The organism is Adlercreutzia sp. CNCM I-6207 (genome assembly GCF_977072305.1).
This window is the reverse complement of the sequence record NZ_CDRVLZ010000018.1, coordinates 16,248-33,089: the sequence shown is the minus strand read 5'-3', so window position 1 is coordinate 33,089 and position 16,842 is coordinate 16,248. Positions and strand designations below refer to the sequence as shown.

16 protein-coding genes and 1 riboswitch are annotated in these 16,842 nt (G+C 66.9%); all 16 genes read right to left on the bottom strand.

Going from position 1 to position 16,842, the window contains the following annotated elements; all coding sequences use genetic code 11:
• Positions 1-44: 44 nt before the first annotated feature.
• The 16 genes from ACW4QM_RS09535 to secD all read right to left on the bottom strand — a co-directional run bounded on the left by ACW4QM_RS09535 (position 45) and on the right by secD (position 16,776).
• Positions 45-1,475 (bottom strand): alanine/glycine:cation symporter family protein, encoded by a 1,431-nt coding sequence (locus tag ACW4QM_RS09535; protein WP_022739583.1) that lies wholly within the window; start codon positions 1,473-1,475, stop codon positions 45-47.
• Between the two features lie 196 nt (positions 1,476-1,671).
• Positions 1,672-3,102, bottom strand: coding sequence for an alanine/glycine:cation symporter family protein (locus tag ACW4QM_RS09530; protein ID WP_022739582.1), 1,431 nt, complete (start codon positions 3,100-3,102; stop codon positions 1,672-1,674).
• Positions 3,103-3,177: 75 nt separating this feature from the next.
• Complete coding sequence (locus tag ACW4QM_RS09525; protein WP_455798401.1) at positions 3,178-3,603, bottom strand: pyridoxamine 5'-phosphate oxidase family protein; 426 nt, start codon at positions 3,601-3,603, stop codon at positions 3,178-3,180.
• A gap of 168 nt (positions 3,604-3,771) precedes the next feature.
• The gene (locus tag ACW4QM_RS09520) at positions 3,772-4,590 is read right to left on the bottom strand and encodes an energy-coupling factor transporter transmembrane component T family protein (protein ID WP_223901250.1); all 819 of its coding nucleotides are present in this window, start codon (positions 4,588-4,590) and stop codon (positions 3,772-3,774) included.
• Positions 4,577-5,500, bottom strand: a complete 924-nt coding sequence (locus ACW4QM_RS09515; protein ID WP_117283482.1) for an energy-coupling factor transporter ATPase — start codon at positions 5,498-5,500, stop codon at positions 4,577-4,579. The genes ACW4QM_RS09520 and ACW4QM_RS09515 overlap by 14 nt, the downstream gene beginning before the upstream one ends.
• Positions 5,476-6,312 carry an energy-coupling factor transporter ATPase gene (locus ACW4QM_RS09510; RefSeq protein ID WP_117283483.1) on the bottom strand — a complete coding sequence of 279 codons (837 nt, stop codon included), beginning with the start codon at positions 6,310-6,312 and terminating at the stop codon, positions 5,476-5,478. Before ACW4QM_RS09510 ends, ACW4QM_RS09515 begins: the two co-directional genes overlap by 25 nt.
• Positions 6,312-6,953: an ECF transporter S component gene (locus ACW4QM_RS09505; protein WP_022739577.1), complete on the bottom strand. Its 642-nt coding sequence runs from the start codon at positions 6,951-6,953 to the stop codon at positions 6,312-6,314. Before ACW4QM_RS09505 ends, ACW4QM_RS09510 begins: the two co-directional genes overlap by 1 nt.
• Positions 6,954-7,108: 155 nt before the next feature.
• Positions 7,109-7,257, bottom strand: a riboswitch (FMN riboswitch).
• A gap of 102 nt (positions 7,258-7,359) precedes the next feature.
• Entirely contained in the window at positions 7,360-8,253 is an 894-nt protein-coding gene (locus tag ACW4QM_RS09500; RefSeq protein WP_455798400.1) for an ABC transporter ATP-binding protein, read from the bottom strand.
• Positions 8,246-9,244 (bottom strand): FecCD family ABC transporter permease, encoded by a 999-nt coding sequence (locus ACW4QM_RS09495; protein ID WP_455798399.1) that lies wholly within the window; start codon positions 9,242-9,244, stop codon positions 8,246-8,248. The genes ACW4QM_RS09500 and ACW4QM_RS09495 overlap by 8 nt, the downstream gene beginning before the upstream one ends.
• A 21-nt stretch (positions 9,245-9,265) precedes the next feature.
• Positions 9,266-10,279 carry an ABC transporter substrate-binding protein gene (locus ACW4QM_RS09490; protein ID WP_455798398.1) on the bottom strand — a complete coding sequence of 338 codons (1,014 nt, stop codon included), beginning with the start codon at positions 10,277-10,279 and terminating at the stop codon, positions 9,266-9,268.
• Between the two features lies 1 nt (position 10,280).
• The gene (gene nirJ2 / locus ACW4QM_RS09485) at positions 10,281-11,288 is read right to left on the bottom strand and encodes a putative heme d1 biosynthesis radical SAM protein NirJ2 (RefSeq protein ID WP_455798397.1); all 1,008 of its coding nucleotides are present in this window, start codon (positions 11,286-11,288) and stop codon (positions 10,281-10,283) included.
• 202 nt (positions 11,289-11,490) lie between these two features.
• The gene (locus tag ACW4QM_RS09480; protein ID WP_455798396.1) at positions 11,491-12,591 is read right to left on the bottom strand and encodes a hypothetical protein; all 1,101 of its coding nucleotides are present in this window, start codon (positions 12,589-12,591) and stop codon (positions 11,491-11,493) included.
• A gap of 4 nt (positions 12,592-12,595) precedes the next feature.
• Positions 12,596-13,429 (bottom strand): hypothetical protein, encoded by an 834-nt coding sequence (locus tag ACW4QM_RS09475; RefSeq protein ID WP_455798395.1) that lies wholly within the window; start codon positions 13,427-13,429, stop codon positions 12,596-12,598.
• 76 nt (positions 13,430-13,505) lie between these two features.
• Entirely contained in the window at positions 13,506-13,730 is a 225-nt protein-coding gene (locus ACW4QM_RS09470; protein WP_455798394.1) for a response regulator transcription factor, read from the bottom strand.
• Positions 13,731-13,753: 23 nt separating this feature from the next.
• Positions 13,754-14,077, bottom strand: a complete 324-nt coding sequence (locus ACW4QM_RS09465; RefSeq protein WP_114548984.1) for a DUF1292 domain-containing protein — start codon at positions 14,075-14,077, stop codon at positions 13,754-13,756.
• 2 nt (positions 14,078-14,079) lie between these two features.
• Complete coding sequence (secD, locus tag ACW4QM_RS09460) at positions 14,080-16,776, bottom strand: protein translocase subunit SecD (RefSeq protein ID WP_455798393.1); 2,697 nt, start codon at positions 16,774-16,776, stop codon at positions 14,080-14,082.
• Positions 16,777-16,842 lie beyond the last annotated feature (66 nt).

Sequence of the window (16,842 nt, the reverse complement as noted above, 5' to 3'; positions counted from 1 at the left end):
CGCATTGCAGGGCGCTCGCTCATGACACACTATGTCGCTAGAACCTACTTGCTGTCCAGCTGCGGAATGGGAGCCTCGTCGCGCTCGTCGAGGTTGCCCTCGTAGACGTAATGCTTCGTCTCCTTCGCGATGAGCCCGGAGAGCAGCAGCACCATGATGATGTTCGGGATGGCCATAAGGGCGTTGGTGATGTCGGAGACCGTCCAGACCACCTCGCCCACGCCGATGGCGCCGAGGAAGGCCACCACCACGTAGAGCACCTGGTAGGGGCGGATGGCGCGCTTGCCGAACAGGTAGGTGACGCAGCGGTTGCCGTAGTAGGACCAACCCAGGATGGTGGAGTAGGCGAACAGAATCATGCCGAAGATGAGAATGGGCGTGCCGATGTAGGGAATGCTCGCGAAGGCCGCGGAGGACAGCGCCGCACCGGCGGTGATGTTGCCGGCCATGATCTCGGACTGCAGATCGGCGTTGCCGAGCATGGTGGACACGAGCACGAGACCGGTGAGCAGGCAGATGATGACCGTGTCCCAGAAGGTGCCGGTCATGGAGACGAGCGCCTGACGGGCCGGGTTGCGGGTCGCGGCCGCCGAGGCCACGATGGGCGCGGAGCCGAGGCCCGACTCGTTGGAGAACAGGCCGCGCGCGCAGCCGAACTGCAGGGCCAGCATGAGGCCGGACCCCAGCGCGCCGCCGAAGGCCGCCTTGGCGGTGAAGGCGCTCTCCACGATGAGGCAGAACGCGGGCCAGACGAGCTCCCAGTTCATGCCGAGGATGACAACGCAGCCCCAGATGTAGGCGATGGCCATGAAGGGCACGAGCTTCTCGCACACGTTCGAGATGACCTTCACGCCGCCGAAGATGACGACCGACACCATGATGACGATGGCCAATCCGATGCCCCAGGCAGGCACGCCGGGCAGATTCGTGGAGATGACCTCGGTCATGGCGGAGGACTGCACGGCCGAGCCGATGCCGAAGGACGCGATGGCCGCGAACAGGGCAAAAGCCCCGGCGCCGAGCAGCGCCCACCAGGGCGTGTTGCCGTTCTTGTCAGTGAAGCCGCGCTTCCACGCGTACATGGCGCCGCCGAGCATGTCGCCGTTGTGATCCTTCACGCGGTACTTAACGGCAGCGAAGGTCTCGGAGTACTTCGTGGCGATGCCGAACACGCCGGTGATCCACATCCAGAACACCGCGCCCGGACCACCCGCGATGATGGCGGTGCCCACGCCGACGATGTTGCCGGTGCCGATGGTGGCCGACAACGCCGTGCACAGCGCGCCGAACTGGCTGATGTCGCCGGGAGCGTCGGGATCCTTGGTCACCGACAGCTTGATGGCCGTGGGCAGCTTGCGCTGGATGAAGCCGGTGCGGAAGGTCAGAAAGATGTGCGAGCCTAACAGCAGCACGAGCATCGGCGGCCCCCAAACGAAGGCGTCGATGCTGTTGATAACGTCAACAATCATGTCCATGTGGCGGTTCTCCTCTCAGTGAGCGCAGTGCGGCGGGACTTCAAAGCCAGCGGCTCGGCGCGGCGGTCCCGGCGAGGCAAGGCGCGCTCATCGGGCCTTCGCACTTTAACGTGCTAAAGTAGCCGCATTATAGAGGGAGAAGTTGAGCGTCTTTGTTAACAATGGAAGAATTCCCCGTAAGCGGCGGCGGGGCCTTCTAAAGCTGTGCCTTGTCCACGCGAGGCACGGGCTCGGCATACTCCTCGTCGAGGTGCCCGTCGTAGACGTAGTGCTTGGTCTCCCGGGCGATCATGCCCGAAAGCAGCAGAATGACGATGATGTTGGGAATGGCCATCAACGCGTTGCCGATGTCGGAGATGGTCCACACCACGTCCCCCACCCCGATGGCGCCGAAGAAGGCCACGGCCACGTAGATCACCTGGTACGGCTTGATGCCCTTGGGGCCGAACAGATAGGCCACGCAACGATTGCCGTAATAGGACCAGCCGAGGATGGTGGAGTATGCGAACGCGCACATGCCGAGCACGAGCACCGGCGTCCCGAACACGGGGATCTCGGCGAAGGCGGCACTGGCCAAGGCCGCCCCGGTGAAGATGGAGGGGTTGGCCAGGATGTCCGCGCCGATCTCCGGGTGCACGATCATGGTGGACACGAGTACGAGCCCCGTGAGCAGGCAGATGACGCCCGTGGACCAAAACGCACCGGTCATGGAGATGAGCGCCTGGTCGGCGGGGTTCTTCGTCTTGGCCGCCGCCGCCACAATGGGGGCGGTGCCCAGTCCCGACTCGTTGGAGAACAGGCCGCGCGCGCAACCGAACTGCAGGGCCATCACCATGCCGGAACCCACCGCGCCGCCGAAAGCCGCCTTCGGGGTGAAGGCACATTCCAGAATAAGCCCGACGGCCTCGCCGAGCACCGGGGCGTTCATGCCCATGATGACCAGACAACCGAGCGCGTAAGCGCCGGCCATGATGGGCACGAGCCACTCGCACACCCGCGCGATAGAGTTCACGCCGCCGAAGATAACGGCCGCCACGGCCACGACGATCACAACGCCCACGGCCACGGCCGGAATGGCGGGCACCGACGAGGTGACGATGCCGGAGATGGCCGCCGCCTGCACCGCCGAGCCAGTCCCGATGGTGGCGATGACGGCGAAGGCGGCGAAGGACACGGCACCCAGCGTCGCCCACCACGGCACGCTGCCGTCCGGCCGCGCGAAGGCGCGCTTCCACACGAACATGGCGCCGCCCAGCATGGCGCCAGTTTTGTCGCGAACGCGGTACTTCACGGCCGCGTAGGTCTCGACGTACTTGGTGGCGATGCCGAACAGTCCCGCGATCCACATCCAGAAGATGGCGCCGGGGCCGCCGGCGAGGAGCGCCGTGGCCACGCCGACGATGGAGCCGGTGCCGATGGTGGCGGCGAGTGCCGTGGCCAGCGCCCCGAAGCTGGAGATGTCGCCCTTGCCCGACGGATCACGGCGCACCGACATGCGGATAGCCTGGGGCAACTTGCGCTGGATGAACCCCGTGCGGAACGTCAGGTAGATGTGCGTGCCGAGCAACAGCGCGATCATCGCCGGGCCCCACACGACAGAATCGATAGTTGTGAGAAGTTCAATCATGGGTGCGATTGTACTGCATCGAGGGGCCTTCCGCGCGCAATGCGCCGAATGTCAACAAAGTGATGGGCGGGACCTCTACAACTCGATGGGGTTCCAGGAGCCGTCGATGTCGCAGAGCCACGCCTCGGCGTCGTCGATGGTAAAGAAGGTGAGGCGCGGATCAGCCGCATCATCCCAGTCCTCGCCGAGGGCGACCATGTGCTTGAAGCCCTCCTCGCGGACCTCCGCGCTGGCGCGGTCTTCCAAGTTCGCGCGGCCCCGCAGGATGACCCAGCCGCGGCCGGGCTTCCAGGCGGTCAGCTCCACGCGGGGATTGGCCTGCATTTCGCGGTAGCAGTCCTTGGTGGTGGCGGTGCAGAACTGGATCTCGCCGTCCTGCAGCGCGGCGAAGCTGAAGGGGCGCACGTGGGGCTGGGCGCCCTCCGGGGTATCCTCCACCGTGGCGAGGTACCAGGCGGGGACGCTGGTGAGGTAGTCGACGATGAGCTCGTTTCCGGTCATTTCGGGGTCCTTTCTCGGGAATGTGGCTTGTCCGCGTGGGGCTGGAGGCGGTGGTGCCGTGTTCAAACAGCATTCAATGGCATTGCTCGATGAGGGCCATATCGTTCTCCTCTTGCCATTGAATGAACTGCGCGCGGCACCACCGCCTCCAGCCCCACGCTACTCAACTCAAAACGAAAGCGGAATGTAGTTGGTGGTGATGACGGCGGCGATCATCAGGAGGAGGGCGGCGGTGCCCACGGCGTCGCGCCAAGTGAGGCGCAGAGGTTCCAGGCGCGTGGTGCCGACGCCGCCATGGTAGCAGCGGGCCTCCATGGCGGCGCTCAGGGTCTCGGCATGGCGGAAAGCGCTCGTGAACAGCGGGATGAGCAGAGCCGTGAGCGACTGGATGCCGCCGCGGAAGGGATTCGCGTTGAAGTGGGCGCCGCGACTTTTCTGGGCGCGGTAGATGATGCCGAGCTCCGTCATGAACTGAGGCAGGAAGCGCAGCGCGATGCCGAGGATCATGCCCAGCTCGTGGGCGGGAACGCCGATGCGCGAAAGCGGCGCCATCAGACGCTCGAAGGCCGCCGTGATGTCGAGGGTCGTGGTCGTCAGGGTGAGCAGGCTCATCCCCATGAGCAGAAGCAGCAGGCGGCAGCCGATGAAGACGGCCGACTGCAGGCCCTTCTCGCTGATGCAGATGATGCCGAACTCGAAGTACACATGACCGCCCTGGACGAAGAGCACGTTCAGGAGCGCCGTCAGCACCACGAGCACGAGCAGAGGGCCGATGGCGCGGATGGCCTGGAGCAGCGGGATGCGGCTCGCCGCGTAGAAGCCCACGATGAACAGGGCCGCCACCGCGAGCGAGAGGGGCGTCGCCGCGCAGAACACCGCCGCCATGAGCACGAAGGACAGGATGAACTTCACCCGGGGATCCATAGCGTGGACGAGCGAGTCCTCGGGCCAGTACTGGCCGATGATGGCGCGATCAGGCATCGCCATCACCGCCTCTCAGCTGGGCGGCGATGTCGGCGGCCAGGGTGCGCTCGTCGTAGAGGTCGCGCCCCAGCGTAAAGCCGGCCTCGCGCAGGGAGGCGGCGAAGGCCTCCGGCGCCGGCGCCCCCAGGCCCACGGCCTTCAGCTCCGCCGCATCGGCGAACACCTCGGCCGGCGTGCCCAGGCGGAACAGGCGCCCCTCGGACAGCACGAGGATGCGGTCGCTTAGCGCCGCCAAGTCCTCCATGGAGTGAGACACCATGACGATGGTGCGGCCGCCGGCGTGCAGCTCGCGGATGAGCCCCAGGAACTCCTCGCGGGAGAGCGGGTCCAGGCCGGCCACCGGCTCGTCGAGCACAAGCACCTCCGGCTCCATGGCGAGCACGCCGGCGAAGGCCACGCGGCGCTGCTGGCCGCCGGACAGGTCGAAGGGGCTGCGCTCGGAAAGCTCGTCGAAGGACAGCCCCACCAAGGCCAGGCCCTCCCGCACGCGGCGGTCGACCTCCTCGGTGCCAAGCCCCATGTTGCGCGGTCCGAAGGCCACGTCGTCGTAGACGGTGTTGGCGAACAGCTGGTTCTCGGGATACTGGAACACGAGTCCCACCTGGCGGCGCACTTCGGTGGCGACGCCCTTCTCCGCCAAGTCGCGCCCATCGGCTAGCACGCGGCCGCACGTGGGATGCACGAGTCCGTTCATATGCTGGATGAGCGTGGACTTGCCGCTCCCGGTGTGCCCGGCGATGCCGAAGAACTCCCCTTGCTCCACCGTGAAGGTCACATCGCGCAGGGCCCACACGGCATCGGGCGCGTTGCCCCAATCGGCCTGGCGGACGGCGTCTTTCTTGCGACGGCCGCGCTTCTTTTTCGCCTCGCCGCCCTCGTAGGAGTAGCTCACATCTTCGAACGCAAGGCGCATAGCTCCTCCTTCAGGGCGTCGTCGGTGATGCAGGTGGAAACGGGAACGCCCGCGGCCTGCAGCTCGAGCGAGAGCCGGCAGGCGAAGGGCACTTCCAGGGAAAGCGCGCGCAGCTCGTCGGCGCGCACGAGCACCTCTTCCGGGGCGCCGTCCATACGCACCTCGCCGCCGTCGAGCACCACCACGCGGTCGGCTGCGGCCGCCTCCTCCATGAAGTGGGTGATCATCACGACGGTCATGCCGCGCTCGTGCAGCTCGCGCACGACGCGCATGAGCCCGGCGCGCCCGCGCGGGTCGAGCATGGCCGTGGCCTCGTCCAGAATGAGGATGGCCGGATCCATGGCGAGCACCCCGGCGATGGCCACGCGCTGCTTCTGACCGCCCGAGAGCGCATTGGTCTCGTGGGCCTCGAAGCCCTGCAGGCCCACCTCGGCAAGCGCCCGGGTCACCCGATCGCGCAGCTCGGGGTTCGGGATGCCGAGGTTCTCCGGGCCGAAGGCGACGTCGTTCTCGATGAGGCTCGCCACCAGCTGGTCGTCGGGGTTCTGGAAGACCAGCCCCGCGTTGGAACGGATGAAGTAGGTCTGCTCCGCGTCGCGGGTGTCGCAGCCGAACACGATCACCTCGCCCTCGTCGGGCAGAAGCAGCGCGTTGATGTGCTTGGCCAGAGTGGACTTCCCCGAACCGTTGCCGCCGAGCAGGCACAGAAACTGCCCCTGGGGCACCGTCAGGTTCAGGTGCCGGAAGACGAAGGCCTCCCCATCGTAGGTGAAGGCGGCATCGCGGAAGTCGACGAAGACATCGGTGCTCATTAGCGGCCCTTAACCTGGTCTTTCTTCGGGGTGATGAGGTTCGAGATCGCCTTGTAGACGATAAGCGTCAGAATGGCGTTCAAAAGGCCCTTCAGCAGGTTGAACGGGATGAGGATGGGCACGATCATGGCCACGACGGCATCCAGCGGCACGCCGAGCCAGGCCGGGGTGACCACGAGGTTGCCGAGCACGGCCATGACGACGGCGAACACGATGCCGAGCAGAAGGCCGATGATGGCGCCCTTCAGGGTGTGGATCTTCTTGTACACGAGCGCCGAGGGCAGGATGAAGCCGATGACCACGAGCAGGTTCATGAGGGCGCCGGTGAAGTCGGCGAAGAGGATGCCGTGGGCCACCACCGAGATGATGCCGCAGGCGAGGCCGGCCGCCGGACCGTAGGCGAAGCCGCAGACCGCCGCGGGCATGATGGAGGCGTCGTAGGACAGCCACGCCACGCCGGGCAGAAGCGGGAACTCGACGAAGGACAAGAGCACCGAGATGGCGCACAGAAGCGCGATGGTCACGAGCACGCGGGTAGACCAGCGGTTCGTGTTCGCCATGGTCTTCTGGGCCGTGGGCGCCTTGGCGGGGCGCACGGTGGAGGAACCGACAGCGGGGTGAGTCGTGGGTTTGTTGGCCATGATGGACCTTCTTTCTCTTCGCGAGGCGTATCTTCCGGAGCCGCTTCCCCTCGCAAAAAGAAAACGAGCCCGTATGAATTCCTTTCATACAGGCTTCCATGATGTCGCGCTTCCGTTTGCGTTGGCCCCATCGGCCGGGGCGCCGGAAGCGCGAGCGTCTGCCTCTTCCATCCGGACTGTAACCGTTGGCCCCGGAATTTCACCGGGTCAGCCTGCGCTCTCGCACAGGGTCGCGGGCTTGCCGGCGCGCGCAGGCGCCGTGCTTACCGCCAGTGAGGATTTCCACCTCGCCCTGAAACAGAATTCACGGGGCACATTGTAGGCGACGCGAGCCGCGTGCGCAACCCCCAGGACCATCGGATGCGCGCAGCCGTCGATAGCCGCCGCCGATGCCTCGGGGTGCCGCTTAGCGGCGACGGGGGTAGAGGACGTAGCCGCGGCCGATCTCGGCACGCGCCCCCGCGACCGCCTCATCCCTCACGGGGCTGAAGCGGTCGTGGGGGCAGATGTCCATTTGGAAGGCGTCGCCGACGGCGCCCGAGGCGAGCACCTTCTCGGTGGGGCCCTGGGCCAGAACCCTCCCCTTCTGCATCACCACGAGGTAATCGGAGTAGCGAAGCGCCAGGTCCAGATCGTGGATGACCATGGCGACGGTCTTGCCCTCGCGTCGGTTCAGGTCGCGCACGAGGGCCATGAGGTCGTGGCAGGCGCTGATATCCAGATAGGTGGTGGGCTCGTCCAGCACGATGAGGTCGGTGTCCTGGGCGAGTGTGCGGGCCACATGGGCACGCTGACGCTCGCCGCCAGAAAGCTGGTGCAGGTCATGATTGCGGAAGACCGCGACCCCGGCCCGTTCCATGGCGGCTTCCACGGCCGCGCGATCGGTCGGCCCGAGTCGGCCGCCCCACCCCAGGTGCGGATGGCGGCCGCAGGCCACCAGAGCCTCCACGGTCATGGGAGGCACGCGGGAGGTCTGGGCCAGCACGGCCATCAGATGCGCCCGTTCGCGCGAGGTCAAGGAAGCAGTATCGCGGCCAGCCACCTCCACCCGTCCCGCCGCGGGGCGCAGAAGGCCGGCAGCCAGCTTCACCAGCGTCGATTTCCCGCAGCCGTTGGGGCCGACGATGCTCGTCACCGCGCCGGCGGGAATGGCGGCGGAAAGCCCCTCCATGAAGGGGGCGCCCGCCCTGTAGGAGAACGAGAGGTCCTCGTAGCGGATGGCGCACTCCGACGCGCGCGCCTTAGCGTCGGCGAGACGCGCGCACGACGTCCTCTCGCCCTGAATGGCACGCTCAGTCAAGGCCGCCTCCTTTGTTCTTCAGGATGAGGTAGATGAAGAAGGGGCCGCCGATGAAGGCGAGCAGAATGCCCACGGGCAGCTCGTAGGGGGCGAACAGCACCCGGGCCAGAAGGTCGCATCCCACGACGAAGGCCGCGCCGGCCAAGGCGGACGCCGGCACCACCCAGCGGTTGTCGTGGCCCACGAAGAAGCGCATGAGATGCGGCACCACCAGCCCCACAAATCCGATGAGGCCCGCGAAGCTCACGGCCGCGCCGGCGAGCACGGCGGCCACGGCGAGCATCCCCAGGCGCACGGCGCGCACGTTCACGCCCAGGCTGTGGGCCGCCTCGTCGCCGAGCGAGAGGATGTTCAGCTTCGCCGCGCCCGCCAGCGCCGCCGCCAGGCCCACGGCGATGTAGGCGGCCGGCCACGCCAGATCGCGCATAAGGACCCCGGACAGGCCGCCCACGAGGAAGGTGGACGAGCCGATGTAGGCGTCCGGGTCAACAATGAGGATGGTGTTCATGCCGGCGCCGAACACGGTGGTGATGGCGATGCCGGCGAGCACCACGGTAAGGCGACTGAGTCCCGTGCCCAGCGACAGCGCGAAGATGATGAGCGCCGTCGCGAGCGCCCCGGCGAAGGCCGCCAGCGGCGTGAGCCACAGCGCCCCGGGAACGAGCGAGGCGGCCAGCAGCACGGCAAGCCCCGCACCGGAGTTCACGCCGATGACGTTGGGACTCGCCAGCGGATTGTCCAGGCACGCCTGGATAAGCGCGCCGGAGCAGGCCAGGGCCGCCCCGGCCAGAAGGGCCGCCAGTACCCGGGGCACGCGAACGTTCTCAAGGATGTTGCGGGCCGTGGCGGAAACGTCGCCGCCGAAAAGCCACGTCGCCAGCTCCGGCAGGCTCACCGAGGAGGCGCCGAGCATGAGCGCCGCCGCCGTGACCGCCGCAAGAAAGACGGCGGTCGCGGCAACGACGACGATGTTGCGGGAGACAGAACCCATGGCGCGAGACATCCCCCGTCGCTAGTTCTGCCCGTAGAGGTTATCGAAGAGCCCCTGGTAGGCCGCATCCCACTGGGCGTTGGGCTTTGCGAGGTACAGCGTCGGGTCCAAGGTGATGTAGCGGCCGTTCTGCACGGCGGAAAGCGAGCCCCACGCCGGGTTGGCCGCCGTGGCCTCCTCGAGGTTGCGCATAGCCGCCTCGGTGTCGTTGCCCATGGGAATGACGAAGATGAAGTCGGGATCCATCTCGATGACCGCTTCCAGGCTGAAATCTTTCAGGAGGCTTTTGTTCTCGTCGGCGAGGTTGTTCACGCCGAGGTCGGCCAGCATGGCCCCGGTCTGGGTGCCGGAGCTCTGCACGCGGGTGCCACCGGAGAAGGTGGTGAGCAAAAGCGCCGTCGGCGGGTTCTCGGCCGGCACCGCGCCCACAACGGCGTCGATGGCCGCGGCCACCTTCGCCACGTTCTGATCGTAAAGATCCGCACGCCCGGTGATGTCGGTGAAGGTGCGCATGAGGCGCTCGTAGTCGTCGAAGATGGTCACCTCGAAGTAGGCCACGGGAATGCCCGCGCCCACAAGCGCGTCGCGCAGGTCGACCTGGCTGGAGTCGCCGCCGCGGCCGCCGGTACCGCTCGTCATGATGACGAAATCGGGGTTAAGCGCCATGATGGCCTCGAGATTCACCGCCGTGAAGTCCCCTACCGTGGCCACATCCGGGCTCTCGATGGTCCAGCCGGCCGCCGTGAGCGCATCGTCGGAGACGCCCACGAGCGTGCCCCCGGCCAGCTCCCAGGCGTTCGCGAAACTGCCCATGCATGCCACGACCCGCTGGGGGTTGTCCACGGTGACCTCGTTTCCCATATCGTCGGTGAAGGTGACGGGGCCGGGCACCGTTGCTTCCGCTGCGGGAGCCTCGGGGGCCTGTTGCTCCTGCTGGGTCGCATCGGCCGCCGAGGCCTCGCCTTCCTGCTGGCCGCATCCGGCCAACACCAACGCCAACACCGCCGCAGCAGCGCACAGGACGATTTTCTTCATGCTAGCTCTCCTCAGTATCGTTGAGTTTCTGACCATGAGCGCAGTAGTCGTCTTGGGCCAGGATGTCGCCGTCGTGGTAGTAGGCGGCGCGGGCGCGGCAGCCGCCGCAGCCGTCCTTGTAGTCGCACGTCCCGCAGGCGCCGGAGTAGGCCTGGGTGCGTAGGCGCTCGAACACCGGGCTCGTCTTCCAAATCTCGTCGAAGGGCTGCACACGCACGTCGCCGGCTTCCTCGGCCATGTAGGCGCAAGGACGCACGATCCCCTCGCTGCCCACGACGCAGTAGGTGAGCCCCGCCAAGCAGCCGCGGGTAAAGCGGGTTTCCACGCCCAGCTGCTTTGCCACGCGGGTGAACTGCGGCGCGCAGGTGGGCTTCACATCGATGGATACTTCCGCCGACTTCTCCATGATCTCGCGAAGGAGCGCCTCGTTTTCCAGCACTTCCAAACTCGTCTCCTGGATGTACTCGCCGCGGCCGACGGGAATTAGGAAGAAGATGTAGTGGGCCTGCGCGCCGATCTCTTCGGCGAAGTCGGTGATGGCGCACACCTCATCGCGGTTCCAATCGACCACGGTGGTGTGCAGCTGGAAGGGCAGGCCGGCGCGCTTGCAGGCCTCGATGCCGGCCAGGGTGAGGGCGTGGGCGTTCGGGAGGCCGCGGAACTTGTCGTGCTTGGTGGCATCCAGGCTGTCCACGGAGATGCCCATGGCGCAGGCGCCCGCCTCCTTCAAACGGCGCGCCACCTCATCGGTGATGAGCGTGCCGTTGCTGCCGAACACCGGGCGCAGGCCGCGGGAGGCCGCATGGGCCACCAGCTCGTAGATGTCGGGGCGCAAAAGCGGCTCGCCGCCGGAGAAGATCATGATCTTGAAGCCCGCGAGGGCAATCTCGTCGATCATCTTCTTCGCCTCGTCGGTGGAAAGCTCGCGCTCGGTGGCCTCCTCGGCGTCCTGGTAGCAGTGCACGCATTTCAGGTTGCATTGGTTCGTGGTCATCCACGATACGATCATGTCGGGGTCTCCTCTCCCTCGCATGGACGCGGCCGCAGGTTTGGCAGCAGGCTTGCCGCAGGGCCAACGGCGGGTTTGCCGCAGACTCGGCCGCAACGTGGCTCCAAGGATACCCAGAGCGCTTTTCGCGGGAATCGCCCGAACGGGTTAGGTTGGGAATGAGAGGGCCATCACGGCCAAAAGCGGGAAAATGCCGTGCAACCTATTCGCCCAACTCCAGGGCAAAAGCGCGAACCGCATCGGCGAAAAGGCGCTCGCGGGCGTCGTCGGCACCGAGACGCGCCCAGGGGGCGTCTCGCGTGATAGCGGCCAGGTCGGCGGCGGTATAGAGGAAGACGCCGTCGAGGGAGGCGATGCGGCGATCGACGAGCGAGCCGTCCGCGCTAGCATCGACGAGCAGCATCGGACGGCCCCGACGCAGGCGGACGACGCCCTTCATGAGCCGACGATCGAGCGCGGCGCTTTCCACGGCGCTTTCCGCCAAGACGATGTCGGCATCGACGAGCAGTGCCGAAAGCAGCTGAGGGTCGGCCATGGCCGCGTCGAACGCGCAGGCGGCGACGCCATGCTCCTCGTCGCCGAGCAGCTGGAAGCGTTCTACACCAGCACTGAGGAACGCACCGGCGAAGGCCAGCGATAAATCGCCCGGGCCGGCAACGAGCACGCATCGGCGCTCAAGGTGACCGAACACGCGCCGGGCCAGCTCCACGGCCGTCTCGGCCAGCGCCGCCGTCGAAGCGGAGGTGTCGGCCGCCGACAGAGCGCTCGACAGACGGGAGACCGCCGCCGCAAGCCGGGTCAGGTCGTCGCCCAGCGCGCCCGCCCGCCGTGCCTCCGACAGGGCACGCGCCCAGCATGCAGACAGCGCGTCCGGCGAACCCGGCGCCCCGAGGACCCCGCGCCCTCCCGGCTGCGCCAGATCCCCCGCAGCAAGCGAGTCGCCTTCCCGAAGAAGCGACGCCCCCGCCTGGGGCCCCTGAGCGAACTCGTCCAGACCGCACAAGGCGGCAAACAGGTGAGAGGCGGCATCGATCCCCTCGGCGAAATAGAGCGCGCCGGCCACTTCCCCATCGGCCACGGCACCGAGGAGCCCGGCGGCGATATCGTAGGCGTCGCAGCCCTCCTCCGCCACCGCGTACAGCTCCACGCGCGCGCCACTCGCCACGATGAGCCCCTCGGAGAGGCTCCGATGGGCCGACACCTCGGCCAGAAGCGCGCGCCGAGAAGCTCCGTCGGCGAGACGCTGGCTTATCGGCGAGAAGACGGCGCGACGCGGGTTCACGCCCGCAACGAACAAGCCCATGGCCCTACCCCGCCGACACCGCGACGAGCAGCACCGCCGCCGCAAGGCCGGCGATGGCGAGGGCATCGCGAGCCCGCGCCGACGCAGCCCAGGGCGCGAGGAACGACAAGGCGCAGAACACCGACCAGACGGCCGTCGTCGCCAGGGAGAGCGCCACACGCGGCACCAGATAGCCCAGATTGCCCTCGGTGCCGATTTGGGCCATGGCAGCATAGAGCGCCACCAGGTGCGTGAACCCGATGAGCATGGCGGCGATGAGCACCGCGAGGCCCACCAGCCCCGCCAAGCGCGAGATGAGGGCGAGCGTGTCCAGCGCCGGCGTGTTCAGCTCGAGCACCTTGGCGCTGCGGGCCGCCATGAGACGGCGCTGGTACCAATCGAGCGCCGCCGATATAGCCGAAGTGGCGAAACAGGCCAGGGCGACGAACACGAGCACGATATGGGGCACGAGGAGCGGCCAGTGGTAGAAGGCCATGTTGTCCGCGCCCGCGGGATCGAGGATGCGCAGCCACTGGGACACGAGAATGAGCAGCGCCACCACCGGCGCGGCGACAGTGGAGAAGGCGAGCCCGCGACGGGTGACGAGCAGTCCCGCCGCCGTCACCACGGCAAGCACCCACGAGGCCAGCATGACGATGTTGGGGCCGGACAGAAGCGTGCCTTCCGTGCTCACCGATTCCATGCCGATGACCGCGGAATGCGCCGCCACGGCAACCAGATAGACGCCCTTGGCCTCCCGCGCGGCCCGACGGTGATCGCGCCTGAGGCCGAACGCTCCCAAGGCGCTCGCCGCGCCGTAGAGCAGGATGCAGAGTATTTCGAAGACGAACAAGGTCACAAGCGCGCTTTCCTCCCCGCGAGAGAGTCCCAGTTTACCCGAGGCCGCCTCCCCCGCCATCCCCCGTTCGGGCTAATCAGCGGCGACGAAGCAGGCCAGTCTCAAAGCCGTAGGCGACGAGCGCCGCGCGGTTCGCGCGACCGCACTTCGCGGTCATATGGGACAGGTGCGCCTTCACCGTCTGCTCGGAGAGGGAGAGCCGGCCGGCGATCTCCTTGTTCGAGAGACCGCCGGCAATGTAGTAGAGGATCTGCTGCTCGCGCAAGGTGAACGCGGAGGCAGGATCGGCGACGAAGATCATCGAGCGTCCTTCGAACCGCGCCCTTAGGCGAAGTCGTACAGGTCCTTGGCGGCTTCCTGGAAGTCCGCGTAGGCCTCGGCTGCGATGACCTCGTCGTCCACCAGCTCGAAGGAGCAGGGCTGACCGTCCTCGTCGACCTCGGTCACTTCCAACACCACCACCTCGCCGGAAGACGTGGCCGGATGCTCGTCGTCCACCGGGAAGAAGAACCCGAACGAGCTCTCTCCCTTCAGCACGAGCCCGAGGAACTCCAGTTCCACCTGCTCGCCCTTCTCGTCGACGAGCGTAATGGTGATGCCCTCCTCGGTAGGCGGACAAAAGTTGGGGGCCGAACCTTCACGAACCATAATTACTGCGCCCTTCCGTGGCGGTGCTTCTTTTTCTTGTTGTTCACCGGCTTGGGTTTGGCGGCCGCCGCCACCGCTGCGGCATCGGGTGCCTCACCGGTCGCTTCCTTCTGCTCAGCTACGTAGGCCTCGGCGCGCGCGTTGGCCTCAAGGCGCGCCAGCGGCACCTGGGCGATGCCCGTGGAAGCGGAGTGGTCGAACTCGAACAGGCCCACTTCCGTGCCGTACTTCTTCTGCAGCTTCGCGAACTTCGGCTCGCGCGTCTTCCACAGGCAGTACAGGGGGCACGCGATGGCGATGGACGAGTACGAGCCGGCGATAAGACCGATGGCCATGGCGAACGCGAAGTCCTTCAGCGTCTCGCCGCCGAACAAGAGCATGGCGAACACCGGGATGAACGAGGTGAGCGTCGTGTTGATGGTGCGGATGAACACCTGGTTCATGGAGTGGTTGGCCATGGTCATGAAGGTGCAGCGGATGTCCTCGCCCTTCATGTTGTCGTTGATGCGGTGGAACACGACCACGGTGTCGTAGAGCGAGTAGCCGAGGATCGTGAGCAGCGCGGCGATGGTGTTCGGGTTCACTTCCCGGCCCACGAGCGCATAGATGCCCACCACCAAGATGAGATCGTGGAGCAGCGCGACGATGGCCATGACGCCCATCTTGTACTCGAAGCGGATGGCGATGTAGACGATGATGAGCAGGATGGACACGAGGAAAGCGATGAGCGAGCTCTGGATGACGCTTGCGCCCCAGTCCGGGCCGATGGTGGTCACTTCGAAGTCGCTCGAGGTCATGCCGAGGGCCTCGGCCACCTGGTTGGCATGAGCCGTGGCGTCCTCGGCCGAGGTGGTGGTGGTGCGCACGAGGAAGCCGGGCTCGCCGCCGGTCTCGGTGGTCTGGATGACGGCATCCGGCTCGCCGGCGTCGTTGAAGGCCTCGCGCATCTGCTCGATGGTGATGTCGCCGGTGCCGTGGAAGGCCACCGACGTGCCGCCGACGAACTCGATGCCAAAGTTCAGGCCGCGGAAGCCCACGATGGCAAGGCAGGCCACCATGGCCACGGCGGCCACGGTGAGGAACACCTTGCGGTAGCCGAGGAAGTTGATGTCGCGCTTGATGAAGCGGCCCTTGATCTTGCGCACAGCGGTGACGGCAACCGAGCCCGGCTCGCCCTCGCCCTCGGCGATGACGCGGGTCTCGGCGGCGTTCATCTGGGCGCCGGCCTCGGCCTCGGCCTCAGGCACGCCCTCGGCGGCGGCCAGCTCGGCGTAACCGCGCGACGCGTCGATGGAGTCCTTGATGCCCCAGAAGCCGGGGTGCCTCGCGATGACCTTCGGCGCCAGCAGGCGGATGAGCGGCGCCTTGAAGATGAGCATCATGGCGATGTCGCAGATGATGCCCAAGGCCAGCGTCATGCCGAAGCCCTTGACGGAGGCGGCGGCCAGGAAGAACAGGCACAGCGCCGACACCATGGTCACGAGGTCGGCGTCGATGGAGGTGAAGATGGCGTGCTTCACGCCGGTGATGGAGGCCGCCTTCACCGAGCGGCCCATGCGGATCTCCTCGCGGAAGCGCTCCACGGTGAGGATGGAGGAGTCCGCCGCCATGCCGATGGTCAGCACGATGCCGGCGATGCCCGCCAGCGACAGGCTGAACAGGTGGAAGGCGGAAAGGGCCGCCAGGATGCCGAGGTAAAGCACGGCGAACACGCCCATGGCCGCGGCGGTGATGATGCCGAGCCCCTTGTAGAAGAACAGCAGGTACAGCATGACAAGCGCCAGGCCGATAAGGGCCACGATGACGCCGGAGACGAGCGCGTCCTGGCCCAAGGTGGGGCCGACGACCTGGGACTGGGCGTACTCGAAGGACACCGGCAGCGAGCCGGACTCCAGGATGGTCTGCAGCGCCTTGGCATCTTCCAAAGAGTACTGGCCGGTGATGGACACCTCGCCGTTGGGGATTTCGGACTGCACGGCCGGGGCGGACTGCACCTCGCCGTCCAAGATGATGACGATCTTGCCGTGGTCGGCCACCAGATCGCGCGAGGCGTCGGCGAAGGCCTTGGCGCCCTGAGAGTTCAACGTGATGTTCACGCTGTAGTAGGTGCTGCCCTCGCTCTCGCGGCCGATGGTGACGTTGGTGATGTCGGCGCCGGTGACGATGGGCGTGTAGGTGCCCGGCTCCACGGCCATGTGCTGCACCTGGCCCGAGGGGAAGGCGTTGCCGAACTCGTCGGTCACCGTGCCCTCGCCGGAGGTCTGGCCGGAGTCGATGGCGTTGCGCACGTCCTCATCGGTGAACGAATCCAGGCGGGCGAACTCCAGCGAGCCGGTGCGCCCGATGGTGGCGAGCGCCTCCTCGGTGTCGGCCAGGCCGGGAATCTGCACGAGGATCTGGTCGTTCCCCTGCTCCTGCACCGTGGCCTCCGAGGCGCCCAGCGCGTTCACGCGGCTCTCGATGATGGCGCGGGACTTCTCCATGTCCTCGGGGGTGACCGGCTGGCCGTCCGTGGATTTCGCCGTGAGCACCACCGACAGGCCGCCTTGAATGTCGAGGCCCTGGTTGATCTTCTCGTTGGGCGGGGTGAACAGCACCACCGACACGACGATGAGCAGGGTGGTGAGGATGAGCAGCCACACGTTGCGGCGATCCGCCGTACGGGCCGGCTTCTTCTTGACGTTGCGTTCCAATGCCATGGGATGCGACCTTCTTCTTTCGCGTTCCTAGTTTCCCGCGCGTTCCTTAGTCCCGCGCGTTCCTTT